The sequence below is a fragment of the Bradyrhizobium sp. HKCCYLRH3061 genome (genome assembly GCF_051168015.1).
Classification (GTDB): Bacteria; Pseudomonadota; Alphaproteobacteria; order Rhizobiales; family Xanthobacteraceae; genus Bradyrhizobium.
In genome coordinates, this window is the sequence record NZ_JBNPUE010000034.1 from 12,427 (window position 1) to 31,002 (window position 18,576).

The following is an 18,576-nucleotide window of genomic DNA, read 5'->3' on the forward strand; positions in this document are numbered from 1 at the left end:
TCGTTTTTCGCAATCCTGACCGATCGCTTGCGCAAGGGGAAGAGCGGGGGCGGCAGGTCGACGAACTGATAAGTGCGCCACGCATGGCTCGGAGAGAATCGATCTCTCCCGCCGCGTTCTCATCGTCGCGCACCTGTGTTAGGGCTTTCAGCAGTTCCACTTCGCGAGCCCAGCTGATTTCATGCCTCACTACGATCTGATCATTCGCGGCGGTCGCGTGCTCGACCCGGAAACGAAGCTCGACGCCACGGCCGATGTCGCCATCAAGGATGGCGCAATTGCTGCCGTGGGCGATGTCGGCGGGGCTGCCGATCAGGTGGTCGATGCGGCCGGCCTCGCCGTCGTACCCGGCTTCATCGATCTGCACGCCCACGGCCAGTCGCTGCCGGCGGACCGCATGCAGGCGTTCGACGGCGTCACCACGACGCTCGAGCTCGAGATCGGCGTGATGCCGGTGGCGCGCTGGTATGACGAGCAGGCGGCGATCGGCCGCCTTCTGAATTACGGCGCAGCGTCGGGCTGGGTGTTCGCGCGCATCGCGACGATGACGACCCAGCAGACCGCGTCCAACATCGCCGGCATGGGCGAGGCGATGCGCGACAAGCGATGGGTCGAGGAGGTCGCGACCGCGGCCGAGACCGCCGAGATCGTCGAGCGCACCCGGCAGGGTCTGGAGCAGGGCGGTCTCGGCATCGCCTTCCCGAATGCCTACGCGCCCGGCACCGGCATGAAGGAGCTGTCGGAGCTGTGCAGCCTGGCGGCCAGGCACGACGTGCCGACCTATACGCACATCGCCTACATGTCGAACGTCGATCCGCGCAGCTCGGTCGATGCCTACACGCGGCTGATCGGGCTGGCCGGCTCGACCGGCGCCCACATGCACATCTGCCATTTCAACAGCACGAGCCTGCAGGATGTCGAGCGCTGCGCCGAACTGGTGCAGACCGCGCAGAAGCAGGGCCTGAAGGTCACGACTGAAGCCTATCCCTACGGCACCGGCTCGACCGTGGTTGGCGCCGGCTTCTTCGCCGACCCCGCGTTCTGCCAGCGCATGGGCACCGGCTATGACGCGATCGAGATGGTGGCCGAGCGCCACCGGCTCGGCAGCCGCGACGAATTGCTCGCGCGGCAGCAGGACGATCCTGGCGCATTGGTGCTGATCCATTTCCTCGATGTCGCCGTCAACCAGCGCCACCGCGACCTGCTCGACGTCTCCGTGCTGTTTCCGGGCGGCGCCATCGCTTCCGATGCAATGCCGTGGATCCTGTCCAACGGCACCGACTACACCGGCGACGCCTGGCCGCTGCCGGATGACGCGGTGTCGCATCCGCGCTCATCGGCGACGTTCACCAAATTCCTGCGCGAATGGGTGCTGGACCGCAAGGCGGTGCCGCTGATGGAGGGCCTCGCCAAGTGCACGCTGATTCCGGCCCGGATTCTGGAACCGTCGACGCCCGCGATGCGCAAGAAGGGACGGCTGCAGGCCGGCTGCGACGCCGACATCGCGGTGCTCGATCTCGTGGGCCTTCGTGACCGCGCCGACTTCCTCAACATGAACCGGCCGTCCGAGGGCGTGAGGCATCTGCTTGTCAATGGCCGCGCGGTCATCGCCAATGGCGAGCTCGTTCGCGACGTCAGGCCGGGACAGGCCGTGCGCCGTCCGGTCCTGTCATGAACGTCCCGGTCCTGCTGGTTGCCGGCTCGCTCGGCGCCGGCAAGACGACCCTGCTCAATCATCTGCTCGCCAATCCGGGCGGGCGGCGCATCGCCGCCGTTGTCAACGACTTCGGCGCGGTCGACATCGACGCGCAATTGCTCGGCACTGTCACGGAAGGCGTGATCAGCCTCAAGAACGGCTGCATCTGCTGCTCGCTGCAGGGCGACCTGCTGCGCACGCTGTCCTCCGTCATCAAGCGCAATCCGGCACCCGATGCGATCGTGATCGAAACATCGGGCATCTCCGATCCCGCCGAGATCATCCGCAGCCTGATGGATCCCGTGATCTTCAGGGTCGCGCCGCTGGAGACCGTGGTCACGCTGGTCGATCCGCAGCGGCTGCGCGATGATCCCGGGATCGAGCAGGACGCGCTGTGGCGCTCGCAACTGCGCGCCGCCGATTTCGTGCTGCTGACCAAGGCCGATCTGCTCGACCGCGCCGCGCTCGATGCGGTCCGCGGCGTCGTCGGCGGCATCAAGCCGCAATCGGCGATCTTCGAGATATCGCATGGCGTCGTCGCGCCGGACCTGCTGTTCAGCCGCGACATTCGCGCGCCGCGAGAGCTACCCAAGCAGGTGCCGACGATGTCGCAACCTTTCGCAACCCTCACCTGGACCTCCCGTGCTCCGCTGTCGCTGGCCCGCTTCCAGCAGGTGATCGGAAAGCTCGCGCCGCGCACCCTGCGCATCAAGGGCATCCTGCTGTTCACCGACCATCCGGGACAGCCGATCCTGTTTCAGTCGGTGGCGACGCGTGGCACCTTGGCTTCGTCGCCGGTGTCGCCCGCCGATGGCCTCACGGCGCAGCTCGTGCTGATCGGACGCGAAGGTGAGCTCGACGCCGGGGAGATCGACGCGCTGCTGCGCGAGATAATCCTCGCCTGAGATCGAAGGCCGCGCGTCAGCCCGCCTGCCGCAACGCGCCGTCCGCAGCTTCGGCCCAGGTGCAGCAGCCGCCCCCGGCGCGCTTGGCGGCGTAGAGTGCGCTGTCGACCTGGCGCAGAACCTCGTCCATGGACTCGTCCGTGAGCGGCCGGTCGTTCACCAGCAGGCCGGCGCTGGCGCCGATCACCACGGGAATGTCGGACAGCAGGAACGGCATCGACAGCGAGCGGACCGCCTCGCGCGCGAGCGCCAGCGCCTCGTCGCGTCCGTCCGCGCCGCTCGCCACCGGCTTCAGCAGCATGAACTCATCGCCGCCGAAGCGCGCGGCGAGACCGCCCCGGCCGACACAGCTCGACAGCCGGGCTGCGACCTGACGCAGCAGGTCGTCGCCGGCGTGGTGGCCGTGGCGGTCGTTGACGGGCTTGAAGCCATCGAGATCGATGGCAACGATCGCGACAGTCCCGGTCGTGCGTTCAAGCGCAGCCAGGAAGGCCGCCCGGTTGGGCAGGTCGGTCAGGAAATCATGGTTGGCCTGGCGGGCCAGCGCGTGCTTGGCCTCGAGCCGCTCGATGAACGCGGTGCTGAGATGGCGCGAGGCTTCGCGGATCGAGAACCAGAACAGCACCAGCAGGACGGCGCCGAGCTGATAGGGCAGCTCGGGGCGCATCAGCCCCGCGATCAGCGTGGGGGCGAGCAGCACGGCAGTAGTCGTCAGCACGACCCACGGGCGGATCGCCGCGCGCGACACCATGCCGACGCAATAGGACATCGACAGGCCGAACGCGATCCATGCGCCCGGGGCATCGTCGAGCTGGAACGCGCGAAACGTGAGAGCGCCGAGCGCCAGGCCGAAGGCGGCGGCGCCCGCGGCGTAGACCTTCTCCCACAGGATCACGTCGCGATCGGACAGGCGTCCCGCATATTGTTTGTAGCGCAGCAGGCTGACCACGCGACCGATGGCGTTGACGATGATCGCGAATGAGATCGCGATGTAGCCGGGATCGCCGTGCAGGACCGCAAGCGTGACCGAGCCGGTGATGGCGGCCGCGTTGATCGACATGACCTGCGGCAGAGACGTGTACAGCAGATCGACGAGCTCGCGCCGGATCGCCGGGTTCGGATGGATGAATCTGGAAAGCAGCCCATGTCCCATGGGACCACCATGGGACACCTTTCCTAACAGTTGATGGGCGCGAACGATTCGCGCGACGAAGGTTCGGAGTTACCTTAAATCTTCGTCAATCGCTCAGGGGGCGCGGCTGGGGTCGCTGGTTGGATAGACCGGCGTCGCCGTCGACATCCGCGAGGGCATCGGCGCCGCCGCCGCCACTTTCGGCGATTCTGCCCTCGGCGTTTCCGCCTTGATGTCGGATTTGGGCGGATCGAGCTTCAGCGGCCGCAGCGGCTGACGCTTCGCCATCGCGTCGAGCACGGCGCGGTTCGTCTTCTCGATGCGCTTTGCGGCCGCGACGTCGGCAAAGGCGCGGTCGAATTTGCGCATGCGATAGAACACGATGCCGCGGTCGATATAGGCCTCATGGTAGCGGGGATCGAGCTGGATCGCCGCGTCGAGATCGGCCAGCGCCGCCGCGAAATCGCCTTTCTGGAACGCGGCCATGCCACGATCGTGATGGGCCTGGGCCTCGTTCGAGACCGTACCCCCGGCGAGCATGGCATCTGCTCCGCATGGTGCGGTGGCGCCTGCCGCACAGGGCGCGCGATCCTGCTCGGCCGAATAGACCACGTCGACCTTGCTGGCCCGCAGCGGCAGTGGCTCGGTGGACGCCGCGTTGTTGCTGCCCGATGCGTTTCCGACCGTTGTGCCGGCAGCCGCCTCGTTGCCTGCGGCCGCGTCGACGGCCGTCGCCGCATCGGTGGGGCCATCGATCGGCTTGGCGGGAACCTCGTTCGGCTTCACCTTGTTGGTGGCAACCACGATCGGCTCGAGCGGCGCGACGGACGCCGAGGACATGTGCGTGAACAGCAGGTAGCCCGTCAGCGCCAAGGCGGACGCCCCGGCCAGCGCCATCACGCCGGACGCGACCGTGTGAACCCTGGCGACGACCGCGAGCTTGGAATCCTGCCGATGCTCGTCCTGCGCGGCGCCGAGCAGCCGGTCATAGGCCGTGCGCTGCTCCTTGTCGCCGAGAATGTCGTTGGCGCGGATGATCTGTCGAAACCGCAGCGCGGCGTCCGGATCGCCGGGATTGACGTCGGGGTGGCTCTCTTTGACCGCTTTGCGGAAGGCCGCCCGGATATCGTCAGCGTCATCGTCCGGAAGAGCTCCGAGTAAATCGTAAAGCGTCTTCATCGCCGTTCTCGCTGCAGGCTTCCCTCGTCTCCGATCGAAATTCCTACGGCGAATTTACGCTGGAGCACTCGTACTAACTGTTTCCGCTTGGCATGATGGTTGGTCAATCCGGCGGAAAAATGACTGAAAATGGCGAAGTTCGTAGCCATTTTTGCCGTGTTTGACGCCACCGCGTTCGCCTTTCCTCGTCATGGTGCGCGCAATCGCAGATTGAATCGCTGCTTTCTCATCGCCTCTGCCGCCGGACCTTCCTCCATGGTGAAGAAGAAGTTTGAAGCTGGGTTTAACGCGAACTGATCGGCAGGTCAGTTGTGAGCGACAACATGCGATTGCTGCAGCAGTGTGACACCGTTGCACCCGCCCGCGCGAGCCAGGTTCCGCCCGGACGGACGCGTCGCTGGAAGCACTCAGTGCCGAGGGGGCTGCCCGCGATCATGCGCGTGCTTGCGGAGGCGGCGGCCCGGCCGCTATACCCGCCGCATGACTGAATTTCATGGTGTCTTCCCCTACCTGGCCTCGCCGATCGGCGCGGATGGCACGATCCGGACGGAGGTGCTGGGCCGGCTGTGCGATGATCTCATCCATGCCGGCGTGCACGGCCTGACGCCGCTCGGCTCGACCGGCGAGTTCGCCTATCTCGACCGCGCGCAGCGCATGACCGTCGTGGAGACAACCATCGAGGCCGCCCAGGGCCGCGTTCCCGTGATCGCAGGCGTGGCCTCGACTGCGATCGCTGACGCGGTGGCGCAGGCCAAGGCTTACCAGAAGCGCGGCGCAACCGGCATCCTGGCCGTGCTCGAAGCCTACTTCCCGGTCAACGACGCCGGTATCAAGGCGTATTTCCGGGCGATTGCCGATGCCGTCGACATTCCCGTCGTCATCTACACCAATCCCCAGTTCCAGCGCTCCGACCTGTCGCTCGACGTCATCGCTGATCTCGCCGAGCATCCGCGCATCAACTACATCAAGGACGCGTCCACCAACACCGGCCGGCTGTTGTCGATCATCAATCGCTGCAGCGACGCCATCAAGGTGTTCGCGGCGTCCTCGCACATTCCGGCGGCGGTGATGCTGATCGGCGGCAAGGGCTGGATGGCCGGGCCGGCTTGCATCATTCCGCGCCAGAGCGTCGAACTCTACAATCTCTGCAGGGCGTCGCGCTGGGACGATGCGATGCTGCTGCAGAAGAAGCTGTGGCGCGTCAACGAGGCCTTCGCCCGCTTTAACCTCGCGGCCTGCATCAAGGCCGGCCTGTCGATCCAGGGGTACGACGTCGGCGATCCCGTGCCGCCGCAGGCCCCGCTCTCGCCCGAGCAGCGCAAGGTCGTCGAAGAGGTGCTGCGCAGCCTGGCGTGACGCTGGTCTGGCTTGACCCGGCCATCCATCCCAAACGGAGACGGGACTGTGGATGCCCGGGCCTTCGCTGGGCCGAAGCGTTTCGGCTGCGCAGGCGGGCCAAGCCCGGGCATGACAGTGCGGTATGACGCACCAGCACAATCATGGCTTGGCCAGCGGAACATCGATCCGCTAAAACCCCATGCAATTACATTGAACTGACCAAGGATTCCCGAATGAACATTCTTCCCAACAATATGCGGTTTGGTGCGGGGCAGCCCGTCAAGCGTCTGGAGGACCAGCGGCTGCTGACCGGGAAGGGGCAGTTCATCGACGACAAGGCGGAGGACGGCGCGCTGTGGCTCTACGTGCTGCGCTCCCCGCATGCGCATGCCAGGATCCTGTCGATCGACACCGCCGCCGCCCGCGAGATCGCGGGCGTGCAGGCGATCTACACCGGTGCGGACCTCGTCGCCGACGATGTCGGCACCATTCCGACATTGGCGATCTTCAAGCGTCCCGACGGCAAGCCGATGACGGTGCCGCCGCGCCGCCTGCTCGCCCATGAGGTCGTCCGCTTCACCGGCGAGGCGGTCGCGGCCGTGGTCGCGGCGTCGCGCACGATCGCGCAGGAAGCGGCGGAAGCGATCGCCGTCGACTACGAGGTGCTGCCGGCGGTGACCGATCCGGTGAAGGCGCTCGAGCCGGGTGCGCCCGTCGTCTGGGCCGAGGCGCCGGACAATATCGTTGCCGCGATGAGCTATGGCGATGCCGCCAAGGTGGAAGAGGCCTTCTCCAGCGCCGCGCACAAGGTGTCGCTCGACATTGCCAGCCAGCGCCTGGTGCCCTCGGCGATGGAGCCGCGCTCGACCATTGCCGAGATCGAGAAGAAGACCGGCCGGCTGCTGCTGTACGTGCAGTCGCAGACGCCGGCCTCGACCCGTGACGTGCTGGCGGAAGCCGTGCTGAAGCGGCCGAAGGAAAGTGTGCGCGTGCTGGTCGGCGACATCGGCGGCGGCTTCGGCCAGAAGACCAACCTCTATCCTGAGGACGGCATCGTCGCCTATGCCGCGACCAAGCTCGGCAAGAAGATCCGCTGGCGCGCCGAGCGCACCGACGAGTTCGTCGGCGGCACGCATGGCCGCGACCTCACCTCGACCGCCGAGTTCGCTTTGGACGCCAAGGGCAAGGTGCTGGCCTATCGCGTGCGCTCGATCGGCGCCACCGGCGCCTATTCATCGGGTGCGGCCAACATCATTCCACTGGTGCTCGGGCCGTTCGTGCAGACCGGTGTCTATGACCTGCCGCTGGTGCATTTCGAGGTGAAGACCGTGATGACGCATACCGCACCGGTCGGTGCCTATCGCGGCGCCGGGCGTCCCGAGGCGGTGTTCATCGTGGAGCGCCTGTTCGACACGGCCGCGCGCCAGATCGGGATCGATCCGCGCGCGATCCGCAAGGCCAACTACATCAAGCCGGCGCAACTGCCCTACACCAACGCCGTCGGCCAGGTCTATGATTCCGGCGCCTTCGCCCACATGCTGGAGCGCGCGTCCAAGCTTGCGGACTGGGACGGCTTCAATGCGCGCAAGCGCGAAGCGAAGAAGCGCGGCATGCTCTACGGCCGCGGCCTCACCTCCTACATCGAATGGACCGGCGGCCGCGCCCACACCGAGAAGGTGTCGCTGCACGCGACCTCCGAGGGCCGCGTCATCCTGCACTCCGGCACCATGGCGATGGGGCAGGGATTGCAGACCACCTACACCCAGATGATCTCCGACACGCTCGGCATCCCGCTCGACAAGATCGACGTGGTGCAGGGCGACACCGATCTCGCCACCGGCTTCGGCAGCGTCGGCTCGCGCTCGCTGTTCGTCGGCGGCACCGCGGTGGCGGTGTCCTCCAACGATCTCATCAGCAAGGCGCGCGAGAAGGCGTCGAACCTCTTGGAGACCGCGGTCGAGGACATCGAGTATCGCGACGGCGTCCTCACCGTCGTCGGCACCGACCGCCGCATCAGCCTGTTCGAGATCGCGCAGAAGGAGCAGGGCGCCAAGCTGTCGGTCGACAGCGAGGGCGAGGTCGATGGTCCGAGCTGGCCGAACGGCACCCATATCTGCGAGGTCGAGATCGATCCGGAGACCGGCATCAGCCGTGTCGTGCGCTACACCACCGTCGACGACGTCGGCGTTGCCGTCAATCCGATGCTGGTGGCCGGCCAGATCCATGGCGGCGTCGCCCAGGGCATCGGCCAGGCGCTGTACGAGAACGTCGCCTACGATGCCGATGGCCAGCTCCTGACCGCGACCTATCAGGACTACTGCATTCCGCGCGCCGACGACGTGCCGCCGATCGTCGTCACGCTCGATGATTCCGCGCCCTGCAAGACCAACCCGCTGGGCGCCAAGGGCTGCGGCGAATCCGGCGCCATCGGCGGCCCGCCCTGCGTCACCAATGGCGTGATGGACGCACTGTTCGAGCTGGGCATCACCAATCTGCAGACCCCGCTGACGCCTGAGAAGGTATGGGCGGCGATCCGGGATGCGAAGGCCAAGAAGGCGGCGGCGTAAGCATAACTTCACTTCTCAGACCGCCGCATCCGTCTGCCGCTTGCCGGCATTGAGGATGCGGCGGTCAGGCCACCGCAGACGAGATGCTACCCGCGGATGGCGATGCCGCGGCCACATGCACTGTTGATGAAGCAGGCGCGCAGCGCGTCGTCGAGCTGGTCGGACCGTTTGCCGTTCAGAGCGAGGTCCGGAAAGCCATGACCCCGCAGGTAGACCTGCATCTGCAGGATCGCGCGATTGCCGCCCAGCGCGACGATGGTTTCGAGGTCCTGCCTGGCATCCGGCTCTCGTCCGGTGCGGGTGAGGATCAAGGCGCGCTGCACGAACATGTTGACGAGGTCGGGTCGGGCCGGGCCGGGAAGCACCCGCTGTCCGGGCGGACCGAGAACCTTGTTCAGGTCGGCAAGCGCTGCGCTGTCGTCTCCCAGCCCGGCCAGTATCGTCGCCCGCATCTGCAGCGCCTGGAGATCAGACCCCGCCGCGAGGATCGCATCGAGATCCTCCTTGGCGCCAGCCGCCTTGCCGGTCTGCAGCCTGATCTCGGCGCGTGTCATGCGGCTTCGCCGATCGTCGGGCTCGATTGCGATGGCCCGATCGAGATCCGCCTCCGACTGCTCCGGCCGGCCGCTTCGGTTTGCAAGGATGGCCCGGATCCAGAGCGCATCGACCGATGGCGGGTTGCGGACGAGGGCGTCGGTGGCCAACTGAAGCGCGGCCTGATCGTCCTGACCGATGAGGATGAAGGCCATGGTCGCCAGCGCGTCGGCATTCTCAGGGGCGGCCTGCAGCGCCGCCTTCACGTCGCGCGTGGCCTCGGTCAGCTGGGCGGGTATCCTTAGGCGGGCGCGGAGCAGCAGCGCCGGCACGTTGCCGGGCTGCTCGGTAATGGCGGTATCAAGCTCGGCGATCGCCTGCGGCAGCCTGGCGATCTCGGTGAGCTGACGCGCGCGAACGACGCGCTGCTGCGAACGGACATCCGCCGGCAGTGTTGCTGAAACTTCCGGCGGATCACATTCGCCGCGGGCTCTCGCCGGATAGGGCAGCTTGCATGTTCCGAAGCCGAAGGAGCGGATCGGGCCCGCCGTTCCAAGCATGTCTTCGGCGAGAGAGGGCGTGCCCAGCAGCCCGGCGATCAGGATGAGCGGGATGGCGGAGCGAATGAGGGATGTCATCGGAGGACTCACTTGCAGAGCTTGTCGAGCATGCAGGCGCGGATCGCGTCCTTGAAGTCGGGCGTCAGTTCGTCAGGCGCCTGGTTCGAGCGCCAATAGCCGGCGGTGCGCAGCGCCAGAACGGTCCGCTTGAGCACCGACTCTTCGATGCTCACGGCCAGCACCATGTCGTCGAACGCGAGATCGGTCTCGTCGAGTTCCCGATGCATCAGTGCACGCATGCGGAACGCCTCGCCGGATGGCGGATCAATCGCCGCGGCACGATCGAATTCGGCGATCGCCTCGCGGAATTGCTGACGCTTGGCGTGGATGAGCCCGAGGTCGAAGAAGGTCTCATATTGCTCGGACCCGAGCGATTTGGCTTCCTGCAGGTCGGCAAACGCCTCCTGCTCTCGTCCGGGTCTGTAGGTGAGCAAGTGGCCCCGTGCCGTGAGCGACAGGGGAATCCGTCGATAGGTTACGGCAGCGTTCAAGTCCTGCTCTGCACGGTCAAACTGGCCGACTGTCCAGTAAATGCGCGCGCGGTTCTTCAGAGCGACGATGTAGAAGTCGAGCCGGTTACCATAGCCGTCGAAATAGGGCTGCAGATTGATCTCGTCGGGACCGAGCGCAACCAGCGCGTCAGCGGTCTTCAGCGCTTCGTCGAAGCGGCGCAAACGCTGATGACTGTCGCTGCTGAGCAGCAGCGCATACTGGTTTCTCGGCGCGATCGCCAAGGCCATGTCATAATAGCGGATCGCGGAGCGGTCGTCGCCGGCGTCTGCATAGGAGGCGCCGACGCGCCAGATCGCATTCGGATTGGACGGATTGAGCGTCAGGACCTTCTCGATGAGTGAGTGGCTCAGTGTGAGATCGCCGAGACGGGACGCCGTCGTCGCGCGGGACAGCAGCAGTTCTTCATCGGTCGGCATCAGCGCGATGGCGGCATCGTAATCCTTCGCTGCAAAGTCCCACCGCTTCGTGTGATAGTAGCCCGAGCCTCGAACCGAGAGGGCGCGGCCACGCTCGGCCGAGGATGTGTTGGGCTCGGCAAGGATTCGGGAGCAGGCCGCAATGACGATCTCGGGGGAGGTCCTGAGCAGGGACTTCGCGCATTCGCCGTCCTGATCCGCGGCGGTTGCCGGTGCGGTGCATGAGAGACTGGCCGCTGCAACAATTCCTAGAACGGCAAGCCGTACCATGGTGGTTCCCCTGATGCTGGGAACGACATACCGTTGATTTCAGAACGGGCGTGTAATGAAACAACTAAAGGTTTAGCCATGGGGCTGGGGTGGTAGTTCCAGGATCACGCTGAAGTCGCCCGCGCTGCCCGCAAACCGCAGGTTTCCGCCGTGGGCCTCCGCGACGTCCTTGGCGATCGCAAGCCCAAGCCCCGATCCATGCGAGCCGTCGCCCTTCTGAAACGGCGCCAGCAGTCCGGTCTGCGCCTCCTCGGCGATCCCCGGCCCATCATCCCAGACGACGATCGCGACACCCGCCGCCGCCTTCTCCACCCTCACCATCAGCCGCGTCCGCGCGCCATGCGCCAGCGCGTTGTGGATGAGGTTGGCAAGCGCCTCGCGCAGGCTGATGGCGTCGGCGGCGACCACCGCGTTCTCCTCCGACGCCACGAAGCTGACCGAGACCTCCCGATCCAGCGTCAGCGGCACGCTTTGCGACAGCACCGATTTCGCCAGCGCATTGATATCGGTCGCCGCGAAGCGCGGCGCCTGGGCGCGGTGCTGGATCATGGCGTGATCGAGCAACTGGCTGGTGAGACGGGCGAGGTCGGCAATGCGGCCGCGCAGCCGGTCGAGCGCCTTCGGGTCCTTGGTCTGATCGCTCAGCAGCTCGACCTCGGCGTCGATGGCCGCGAGCGGCGTGCGCAGCTGGTGGGTGGCGTCGGCGATGAAGCGCTGCATCAGCGCGATGCGCTCGGCGAGGCGCTGCATGAAGCCGTCGATGGCGCCGACCAGCGCGCGCACCTCGCGCGGCGGCGTGATCGCGATCGGGCTGAGATCATCGGGACGCCGCTTGACGATCTCGGCCTCGATCCGCGTCAGCGGCGCGAACACCAGCCGCAGGCAGAGCGCGGTCGCGACCAGCGCCAGCAGGCTCATCGCCGCGATCAGGCCGATCGCCTTCGAGGCAAGATCCCAGGTCAGCGCGTCGCGGGCGCGCAGGGTCTGCGCCAGCACGATCTGGCTCCAGCCATCGCCGGGCGCGCCGTCGAGCTTGCGCGCCACCGCGGCGATGCGCACGGCCTGGTCGCGATAGACACCGTCGCGCAGCACCACGCCCTCGCGCAGCGCCCTGGCGGGCACGGTGACGGCGAGGTCGTCATAGCCGGCGATGACGACGCCGCGCGGGTCGGTGACGCGATAGAACACGAGGTCATAGGCCGACAATGTCGCGAACGCTGCCGCCGGCGGATCCAGCGTCACGACGCCGCCCTGCATGTAGATGTTCTCGGCGATCTGCACGGCGCCGCCCGCGAGCAGCTTGTCATAGGCGTCGCGCGCGGCGGTCGCGGCATATTGCCAAGCGGCGAGGCTGAGCACGACGGCGCCCACGGCCAGGATCGCGCCGATCGCGATCAAGAGCCGCGCGCGCAGCGAGGTCCTGAGGTCACGAAGCGTGGAGCTGATAGCCAAGGCCGCGCTCGGTCTTGATTTCGACTGACGTCGCCGCCAGCTTGCGCCTGAGACGTGCGACGAACTGCTCGACCGCGTTCGGGCTCGGGTCCTGGTCGAAGCTGAAGAGCTGCTCGACCAGCTCCTCCTTGGCGACGTAGCGTCCGGGGCGTGCGGCGAGGATTTCCAGCACGGTCAGCTCGCGCCGCGTCAGGTCCAGCGGTTGGCCGGCGACGCTGGCGGTGCGCCCGGCGCGGTCGATCACCAGCGGCCCGAGGGTCAGCAGATTGTCGGACTGGCCAGCCGCACGCCGGAGCAGCGCACGGGCGCGCGCTTCGAGCTCGCGATAGTCGAACGGCTTGATCAGGTAGTCATCGGCGCCGAGATCGAGCGCGCCGATCCGGTCGTCGACCGCCGAGCGCGCGGTCAGCACCAGCACCGGCGTGCGCAGGCCGCGCTTGCGCAGGTGCTTGAGCACGGCAAAGCCGTCCATGTTCGGCAGCATCACGTCGAGCACGATGAGGTCATAGGTCTGCACCTCGATCAGCTCGCTCGCGGTGCGGCCGTCCTTCTCCCAGTCGACGGCGTAGCCGATCCGCTCGAACCGGCTGGTCACGGCGGCGCCGATCTCAGGCGTGTCTTCCACCAGCAGGATGCGCAAGGTCTTCGTCTCAGTCCCGGAGTCAGGTTCGCGTCAGTCTCCTCCTCTATCACTTCGAATAAGGGCGCCGAAGTGCACCAGGCGAAATTTCGCACTGCAATATAGAGGAGGGAGGACGATGACCGTCCATCAATCGCCGTCTCAGTTCGAGCCGCTGCTCTCGGTCGAGGGCGTGACGCTCCAGTACAAGACGCCGGACACCCTGGTCACGGCGACCTACCGCGTCGATTTCAAGGTCTTCGACTCCGACCGCTTCGTGCTGCTCGGCCCCTCCGGCTGCGGCAAATCCACGCTTCTCAAGGCGATCGGCGGCTACCTGAAGCCGACCGAGGGCCGCATCCGGCTCAAGGGCCACGACGTCAGCGAGCCCGGCCCGGACCGCATGATGGTATTCCAGGAATTCGACCAGCTGCTGCCGTGGAAGACCGTGCGCGAGAACGTCGTATTCGCGCTGACCGCCAGCGGCCGGCTCGGCACGGCCGAGGCCAACGAGCGGGCGAAGTCCTATATCGACAAGGTCGGTCTCACCAAGTTCATCGACTCCTATCCGCACATGCTCTCCGGCGGCATGAAGCAGCGTGTCGCGATCGCCAGGGGCATGGCGATGGAGCCCGACGTGCTCTTGATGGACGAGCCGTTCGCCGCCTTGGACGCGCTGACCCGGCGCAAGATGCAGGACGAGCTCTTGCAGCTCTGGCAGGACACCCGCTTCACCGTGTTGTTCGTGACGCATTCGATCGAGGAGGCGATCAAGATCGGCTCCCGCATCCTGCTGCTGTCGCCGCATCCCGGCCGCGTCCGCGCCGAGCTCAACAGCGTGCCGCCGGGTACGATGGGTTCGCCCGAGCAGGTCGCGCTCGAAGGGCGCATCAACGACATGCTGTTCGGCCATCACTGAGACGAGGAGAGCATCCATGAGCGAGACGCTGGCGCTGCGCCCCGAAATCGTCAATGCAGACACGCCCCTCGGTGACGTCAAGGTCGAGGCGAGCCTGTCCTGGCTGGAACGCATCTACCGCATCGGTGCGGTCCGCAAGGCCATCATCCTGGTGGCGCTCGCCGCGCTGTGGCAGGCCTATGGCCTGTGGCTCGGCAATCCCCTGTTGTTTCCGACCTTCACCGACACGCTCTCAGCCTTCTTCGAGAACATCGGCAACGGTATCATCCCTGCGCGCACCCTGGTGTCGCTGGAGACGCTGCTGATCGGCTACGGCATCGGCATCGCGCTGGCGGCCGTGCTGACCACGATCGCGATCGGCTCGCGGATCGGCGCCGACATGCTGGAGGCGCTGACCTCGATGTTCAACCCGCTGCCGGCGATCGCATTGCTGCCGCTGGCGCTGATCTGGTTCGGCCTCGGCAAGGGCAGTATCATCTTCGTGCTGGTGCATTCGGTGCTGTGGGCGATCGCGCTCAACACCCATTCCGGCTTCCGCTCGGTGTCGAACACCTTGCGCATGGTCGGCCTGAACTACGGCCTGCGCGGGCTGAAGCTGGTGCGCTTCATCCTGATCCCCGCGGCCTTTCCGGCCATCCTCACCGGCCTGAAGGTCGGCTGGGCCTTCGCCTGGCGCACCCTGATCGCGGCCGAGCTGGTGTTCGGCGTGTCCTCCGGCTCGGGCGGGCTCGGCTGGTTCATCTTCGAGAACCGCAACCAGCTGGAGACGGCGAACGTGTTCGCCGGGCTGTTCACCGTGATCTTCATCGGCCTCGTCGTCGAGAACGTCGTGTTCGCCACCATCGAGCGCAAGACGGTGCGGCGCTGGGGCATGCAGCACTGAATTTCGAGTTATAAGCACAACAACAAGGAAGGAGACGACCATGTCCTGGAGCAAATCATTCACGGCCGCCGCGCTTGGCCTCGCCGCGCTGCTCGGCGCCAACGCCGCGCAGGCCGAGGTCAAGGAGATCAGGCTCTCCAAGGGCTACGGCATCCTCTATCTGCCGCTGATCGTGATGGAGGATCAGAAGCTGATGGAGAAGCAGGCGGAGAAGGCCGGGCTCGGCCCGTTCAAGGTGAACTGGCAGATGCTCGACGGCGGCAACATCATCAACGACGCCATGATGGCCGGCTCGCTCGACATCGCCGGCACCGGCGCGCCCGGCTTCATCACGCTGTGGGCCAAGGCCAAGGGCATTCCGGCGGTGGAGGTGGTCGGCGTCAGCGGCCTCAGCTCCACCTCGCTGTGGATGAACACCAACAATCCCGAGATCAAGTCGCTGAAGGATTTCAAGCCGAGCGACAAGATCGCCCTGCCGGGCATCAAGACCTCGCTGTCGGCGGTCATGCTGCAGATGATGGCAGCGCAGGAGTTCGGCAAGGAGAACTACGCCAAGCTCGATCCGATGACCGTCGGCCTGCCGCATCCGGAGGCGCTGGCGGCGCTCACCTCGGGCAAGACCGAGATCACGGCGCATTTCACCTCCCCGCCGTTCTCCTACATCGAGCTGAAGGATTCGAAGATCCGCCGCGTTGCCAATTCCGCCGACGTGCTCGGACGGATGACGATGGACGTGGTGTTCGCGCCCAAGCGCTTCGTCGACGCCAATCCCAAGGTCGTGCAGGCGTTCCTCGACGCGCTCGACGAGGCCTGCACGCTGATCGCCAACGACAAGGCTGCCGCGGCCGAGATCTACGCCCGCACCGCCAAGGTGAAGACCACCAAGGAGGACGTGCTGGAGATGCTGCAGGACAAGGACACCTGGTTCTCCGCGACGCCCGAGGGCGTGCTGAAGATCGCCGAGTTCATGCACGGCGTCGGCTCGATCAAGGTCAAGCCCGCGAGCTGGCAGGACATGTTCGTGACCCAGCTGCGCGACCGCAAGGGCAGTTGAGCGGGAGTTCGGCGAGTCGGTTGCAAGATTGCGTCTCAACTGCCTCCGCCCGTCATTGCGAGCGCAGCGAAGCAATCCAGGGTGGTGGGCGGGACTCTGGATTGCTTCGCTCGCGCTCGCAATGACGGCGGAGGGTATGTCCTCCAACGCTGCCTGAGCCCCGGAACTTCCCTGAACCGACCCACCGGCCGCCGCGACCCATGTCCGGCGGCCGGCTGCCGTCATTGCGCCGTCGCCAAAGCTGTGCTGTGTGAAGGCGGTACAACCGGATGAAGAGGGGGACGCGCGATGCGGAGATTGCTGACCGTGCTGGCGGCGCTGATGACGCTGAGCCTGACCAATTGCGGCTACAACGCCATCCAGACCAATGACGAGCAGGTCAAGGCGGCCTGGTCGGAGGTGGTCAACCAGTATCAGCGCCGTGCCGACCTCGTGCCCAACCTGGTCAACAGCGTGAAGGGCTTTGCCCAGCAGGAGAAGGACGTGCTGCTCGGCGTTACCAACGCCCGCGCCAAGGTCGGCAGCGTCCAGGCCACGCCCGACGTCGTCAACGATCCCGCGGCGCTGCAGAAGTTCCAGGCGGCGCAGAGCGAGCTGACCTCCGCGCTGTCGCGGCTGCTGGTCGTGACCGAGAATTACCCGCAGCTCAAATCGGACGCGCTGTTCCGCGACCTGATGTCCCAGCTCGAAGGCACCGAGAACCGCATCACGGTGGCGCGCAACCGCTACATCAAGGCGGTGCAGGAGTATAACGTCGGCATCCGCACCTTCCCGAACAATCTGACCGCGATGGTGTTCGGCTACAAGGAGAAGGCCAACTTCACCGTCGAGAACGAGCGCGAGATCTCGGTGGCGCCGAAGGTCGACTTCAACGCGCCGTCGCCTGCGCCGTCGAAATAGCCGGAGCAGGGAATCGTGCGCGCGCTGCCGGTCCTCAAGGCGCTGCTTGCGACGCTGTTCGTCTGCCTCGCGACGATCGTGCTGGCGGACGTCGCGGTGCCGCAGCTCACCGGCCGCGTCGTCGACCAGACCGGCACGCTGTCCTCCTCGGACATCGCGGGCCTCACGCAGAAGCTGAAGGACCTGGAAACCCGCAAGGGCAGCCAGGTCGCGGTGCTGATCGTGCCGACGACGCAGCCGGAGACCATCGAGCAGTTCTCGCTCCGTGTCGCCGAGGTCTGGAAGATCGGGCGCAGGAAGGTCGACGACGGCGCGCTGCTGGTGATCGCCAAGAACGACCGCAAGCTGCGCATCGAGGTCGGCTACGGCCTCGAAGGCAGCCTCACCGACGTCACCGCACGCCGCATCATCGACGAGGTCATCACGCCGAAATTCCGTACCGGCGATTTTGCCGGCGGTATCGATGCCGGCATCGACCGTATCATCGGCGTCATCAACGGCGAGACCCTGCCGGTGCCGCAGCCGCAGGCCTCGCATGGCGACGATTTGGATTTCGATTCCATCAGCTCGTTCGCGCCGGTGGCGCTGTTCGGCGCACTGGTGATCGGCGGCTTTCTGCGGACGCTGCTCGGCCGGCTGATCGGCTCGCTCGCGACCGGTGGCGCCATGGGCGTGCTCGCCTGGCTGATGGTGGGATCGGTTGGGCTGGCGGCGCTGTCGGCGATCGCCGGCTTCGTCATCGCCTTCGTTGCCGCCGCCTTCGGCGCGATGACGCCGGGCAGCGGCCGCCGCGGCGGCTGGTCGAGCGGCTCGTCGTCATCAGGCTGGAGCAGCGGCAGCTCGAGCGACAGCGGCAGCTTCTCCGGTGGCGGCGGCAGTTTTGGCGGCGGCGGCGCCTCGGGCAGCTGGTGAGGACGGGGCGCGCGACCATGGGCATCAGGCGGATCGGCCGGCATCTCCTGCAGCATCACTGGCAGCTCAGGCGCATCTTCACGCCGGCTGTGCTGGCCCGCATCGAGCAGGCGATCAAGGACGGCGAGCGCACCCATGCCGGCCAGCTCCGCTTCGTCGTCGAGGGCGCGCTCGACGGCCGGCCGCTGTGGCGCGACCAGCCGCCGCGCGAGCGCGCGCTCGACGTGTTCTCGCAATTGCGCATCTGGGACACCGCGCACAACAACGGCGTCCTGATCTACCTGCTCTTGGCTGATCGCGACGTCGAGATCATCGCCGACCGCGGCATTCATCACCGCGTCGGCGCCGAGGGCTGGGAGACGATCTGCCGCGCGATGGAGGCTGAGTTCCGCGCCGGACGCTTCGAGCAGGGCGTGATGCAGGGCATCGCGGCCGTGTCGCGCGAGCTCGCCAGGTACTTTCCGCCGCATGCGGGAGAGACGAACGAGCTGCCCGACGCGCCAGTGGTGCTGTAGCGCTGATCGTACCAGTCGCACTCACTTCGCCGGTCGCGCTCATCCTAGCTGGATGTGAGCGCGCCCCCTCTTGCCCCGTCATTGCGAGCGCAGTGTTCAGCCCGGGGACATGGCTGACAGGTGTTCGGAGACATGGTTGACACCTCAAAATT

General features: G+C 66.5%; 17 protein-coding genes. 11 read left to right on the plus strand and 6 right to left on the minus strand.

What is annotated here, in order from left to right:
• The first annotated feature begins 181 nt into the window (after positions 1-181).
• Complete coding sequence (locus ACQR2C_RS31970; protein ID WP_410051914.1) at positions 182-1,675, plus strand: amidohydrolase family protein; 1,494 nt, start codon at positions 182-184, stop codon at positions 1,673-1,675.
• Complete coding sequence (locus ACQR2C_RS31975) at positions 1,672-2,601, plus strand: CobW family GTP-binding protein (RefSeq protein WP_434882925.1); 930 nt, start codon at positions 1,672-1,674, stop codon at positions 2,599-2,601. Before ACQR2C_RS31970 ends, ACQR2C_RS31975 begins: the two co-directional genes overlap by 4 nt.
• Before the next feature lie 16 nt (positions 2,602-2,617).
• Here the strand turns inward: ACQR2C_RS31975 and ACQR2C_RS31980 are convergent, their stop codons facing one another.
• Together ACQR2C_RS31980 and ACQR2C_RS31985 are read right to left on the minus strand one after the other, a co-directional pair.
• Positions 2,618-3,754 (minus strand): GGDEF domain-containing protein, encoded by a 1,137-nt coding sequence (locus ACQR2C_RS31980; protein WP_316216537.1) that lies wholly within the window; start codon positions 3,752-3,754, stop codon positions 2,618-2,620.
• A gap of 93 nt (positions 3,755-3,847) precedes the next feature.
• A complete protein-coding gene (locus ACQR2C_RS31985; protein ID WP_434882926.1) occupies positions 3,848-4,912 on the minus strand; it encodes a DnaJ domain-containing protein in 1,065 nt (354 codons plus the stop codon).
• Between the two features lie 129 nt (positions 4,913-5,041).
• Between ACQR2C_RS31985 and ACQR2C_RS31990 the strand changes: the two genes are divergently transcribed.
• From ACQR2C_RS31990 to ACQR2C_RS32000, 3 genes are all read left to right on the plus strand, one after another.
• Positions 5,042-5,209 carry a hypothetical protein gene (locus tag ACQR2C_RS31990; RefSeq protein WP_434882927.1) on the plus strand — a complete coding sequence of 56 codons (168 nt, stop codon included), beginning with the start codon at positions 5,042-5,044 and terminating at the stop codon, positions 5,207-5,209.
• Positions 5,210-5,392: 183 nt separating this feature from the next.
• Positions 5,393-6,268, plus strand: coding sequence for a dihydrodipicolinate synthase family protein (locus ACQR2C_RS31995; protein WP_315804824.1), 876 nt, complete (start codon positions 5,393-5,395; stop codon positions 6,266-6,268).
• A 215-nt stretch (positions 6,269-6,483) separates the two neighbouring features.
• On the plus strand, positions 6,484-8,817 hold the full coding sequence (locus tag ACQR2C_RS32000) for a xanthine dehydrogenase family protein molybdopterin-binding subunit (RefSeq protein ID WP_434882928.1): 2,334 nt from the start codon (positions 6,484-6,486) through the stop codon (positions 8,815-8,817).
• A gap of 86 nt (positions 8,818-8,903) precedes the next feature.
• Here ACQR2C_RS32000 and ACQR2C_RS32005 read toward each other — a convergent pair whose 3' ends face one another.
• From ACQR2C_RS32005 to ACQR2C_RS32020, 4 genes are all read right to left on the minus strand, one after another.
• Positions 8,904-9,989, minus strand: a complete 1,086-nt coding sequence (locus ACQR2C_RS32005; RefSeq protein WP_434882929.1) for a tetratricopeptide repeat protein — start codon at positions 9,987-9,989, stop codon at positions 8,904-8,906.
• An 8-nt stretch (positions 9,990-9,997) separates the two neighbouring features.
• Entirely contained in the window at positions 9,998-11,170 is a 1,173-nt protein-coding gene (locus ACQR2C_RS32010; RefSeq protein WP_315804827.1) for a tetratricopeptide repeat protein, read from the minus strand.
• Positions 11,171-11,242: 72 nt separating this feature from the next.
• A complete protein-coding gene (locus ACQR2C_RS32015) occupies positions 11,243-12,622 on the minus strand; it encodes a sensor histidine kinase (RefSeq protein ID WP_434882930.1) in 1,380 nt (459 codons plus the stop codon).
• A complete protein-coding gene (locus ACQR2C_RS32020; RefSeq protein WP_315713962.1) occupies positions 12,597-13,262 on the minus strand; it encodes a response regulator transcription factor in 666 nt (221 codons plus the stop codon). The genes ACQR2C_RS32015 and ACQR2C_RS32020 overlap by 26 nt, the downstream gene beginning before the upstream one ends.
• A 118-nt stretch (positions 13,263-13,380) precedes the next feature.
• Between ACQR2C_RS32020 and ACQR2C_RS32025 the strand changes: the two genes are divergently transcribed.
• From ACQR2C_RS32025 to ACQR2C_RS32050, 6 genes are all read left to right on the plus strand, one after another.
• Positions 13,381-14,160, plus strand: a complete 780-nt coding sequence (locus tag ACQR2C_RS32025; RefSeq protein WP_315796993.1) for an ABC transporter ATP-binding protein — start codon at positions 13,381-13,383, stop codon at positions 14,158-14,160.
• 16 nt (positions 14,161-14,176) lie between these two features.
• Positions 14,177-15,043, plus strand: a complete 867-nt coding sequence (locus ACQR2C_RS32030; RefSeq protein WP_434846173.1) for an ABC transporter permease — start codon at positions 14,177-14,179, stop codon at positions 15,041-15,043.
• Between the two features lie 40 nt (positions 15,044-15,083).
• Positions 15,084-16,097 (plus strand): ABC transporter substrate-binding protein, encoded by a 1,014-nt coding sequence (locus ACQR2C_RS32035; RefSeq protein ID WP_434882931.1) that lies wholly within the window; start codon positions 15,084-15,086, stop codon positions 16,095-16,097.
• A 288-nt stretch (positions 16,098-16,385) separates the two neighbouring features.
• Positions 16,386-16,997: a LemA family protein gene (locus ACQR2C_RS32040; RefSeq protein WP_315804832.1), complete on the plus strand. Its 612-nt coding sequence runs from the start codon at positions 16,386-16,388 to the stop codon at positions 16,995-16,997.
• Between the two features lie 15 nt (positions 16,998-17,012).
• A complete protein-coding gene (locus ACQR2C_RS32045) occupies positions 17,013-17,909 on the plus strand; it encodes a TPM domain-containing protein (RefSeq protein WP_434882932.1) in 897 nt (298 codons plus the stop codon).
• Positions 17,910-17,926: 17 nt separating this feature from the next.
• Positions 17,927-18,424 carry a TPM domain-containing protein gene (locus tag ACQR2C_RS32050; protein WP_316177402.1) on the plus strand — a complete coding sequence of 166 codons (498 nt, stop codon included), beginning with the start codon at positions 17,927-17,929 and terminating at the stop codon, positions 18,422-18,424.
• Positions 18,425-18,576: the final 152 nt, after the last annotated feature.

Bases quoted from the DNA above. Each gene is read 5' to 3' on its own strand.
- ACQR2C_RS32030 (WP_434846173.1), top strand. From the start codon at position 14,177: ATGAGCGAGACGCTGGCGCTGCGCCCCGAAATCGTCAATGCAGACACG.
- ACQR2C_RS32050 (WP_316177402.1), top strand. From the start codon at position 17,927: ATGGGCATCAGGCGGATCGGCCGGCATCTCCTGCAGCATCACTGGCAG.
- ACQR2C_RS32000 (WP_434882928.1), top strand. From the start codon at position 6,484: ATGAACATTCTTCCCAACAATATGCGGTTTGGTGCGGGGCAGCCCGTC.
- ACQR2C_RS32035 (WP_434882931.1), top strand. From the start codon at position 15,084: ATGTCCTGGAGCAAATCATTCACGGCCGCCGCGCTTGGCCTCGCCGCG.
- ACQR2C_RS31970 (WP_410051914.1), top strand. From the start codon at position 182: ATGCCTCACTACGATCTGATCATTCGCGGCGGTCGCGTGCTCGACCCG.
- ACQR2C_RS31995 (WP_315804824.1), top strand. From the start codon at position 5,393: ATGACTGAATTTCATGGTGTCTTCCCCTACCTGGCCTCGCCGATCGGC.
- ACQR2C_RS31985 (WP_434882926.1), bottom strand. From the start codon at position 4,912: ATGAAGACGCTTTACGATTTACTCGGAGCTCTTCCGGACGATGACGCT.
- ACQR2C_RS32005 (WP_434882929.1), bottom strand. From the start codon at position 9,989: ATGACATCCCTCATTCGCTCCGCCATCCCGCTCATCCTGATCGCCGGG.
- ACQR2C_RS32040 (WP_315804832.1), top strand. From the start codon at position 16,386: ATGCGGAGATTGCTGACCGTGCTGGCGGCGCTGATGACGCTGAGCCTG.
- ACQR2C_RS32025 (WP_315796993.1), top strand. From the start codon at position 13,381: ATGACCGTCCATCAATCGCCGTCTCAGTTCGAGCCGCTGCTCTCGGTC.
- ACQR2C_RS31980 (WP_316216537.1), bottom strand. From the start codon at position 3,754: ATGGGACATGGGCTGCTTTCCAGATTCATCCATCCGAACCCGGCGATC.
- ACQR2C_RS32010 (WP_315804827.1), bottom strand. From the start codon at position 11,170: ATGGTACGGCTTGCCGTTCTAGGAATTGTTGCAGCGGCCAGTCTCTCA.
- ACQR2C_RS31975 (WP_434882925.1), top strand. From the start codon at position 1,672: ATGAACGTCCCGGTCCTGCTGGTTGCCGGCTCGCTCGGCGCCGGCAAG.
- ACQR2C_RS31990 (WP_434882927.1), top strand. From the start codon at position 5,042: ATGGCGAAGTTCGTAGCCATTTTTGCCGTGTTTGACGCCACCGCGTTC.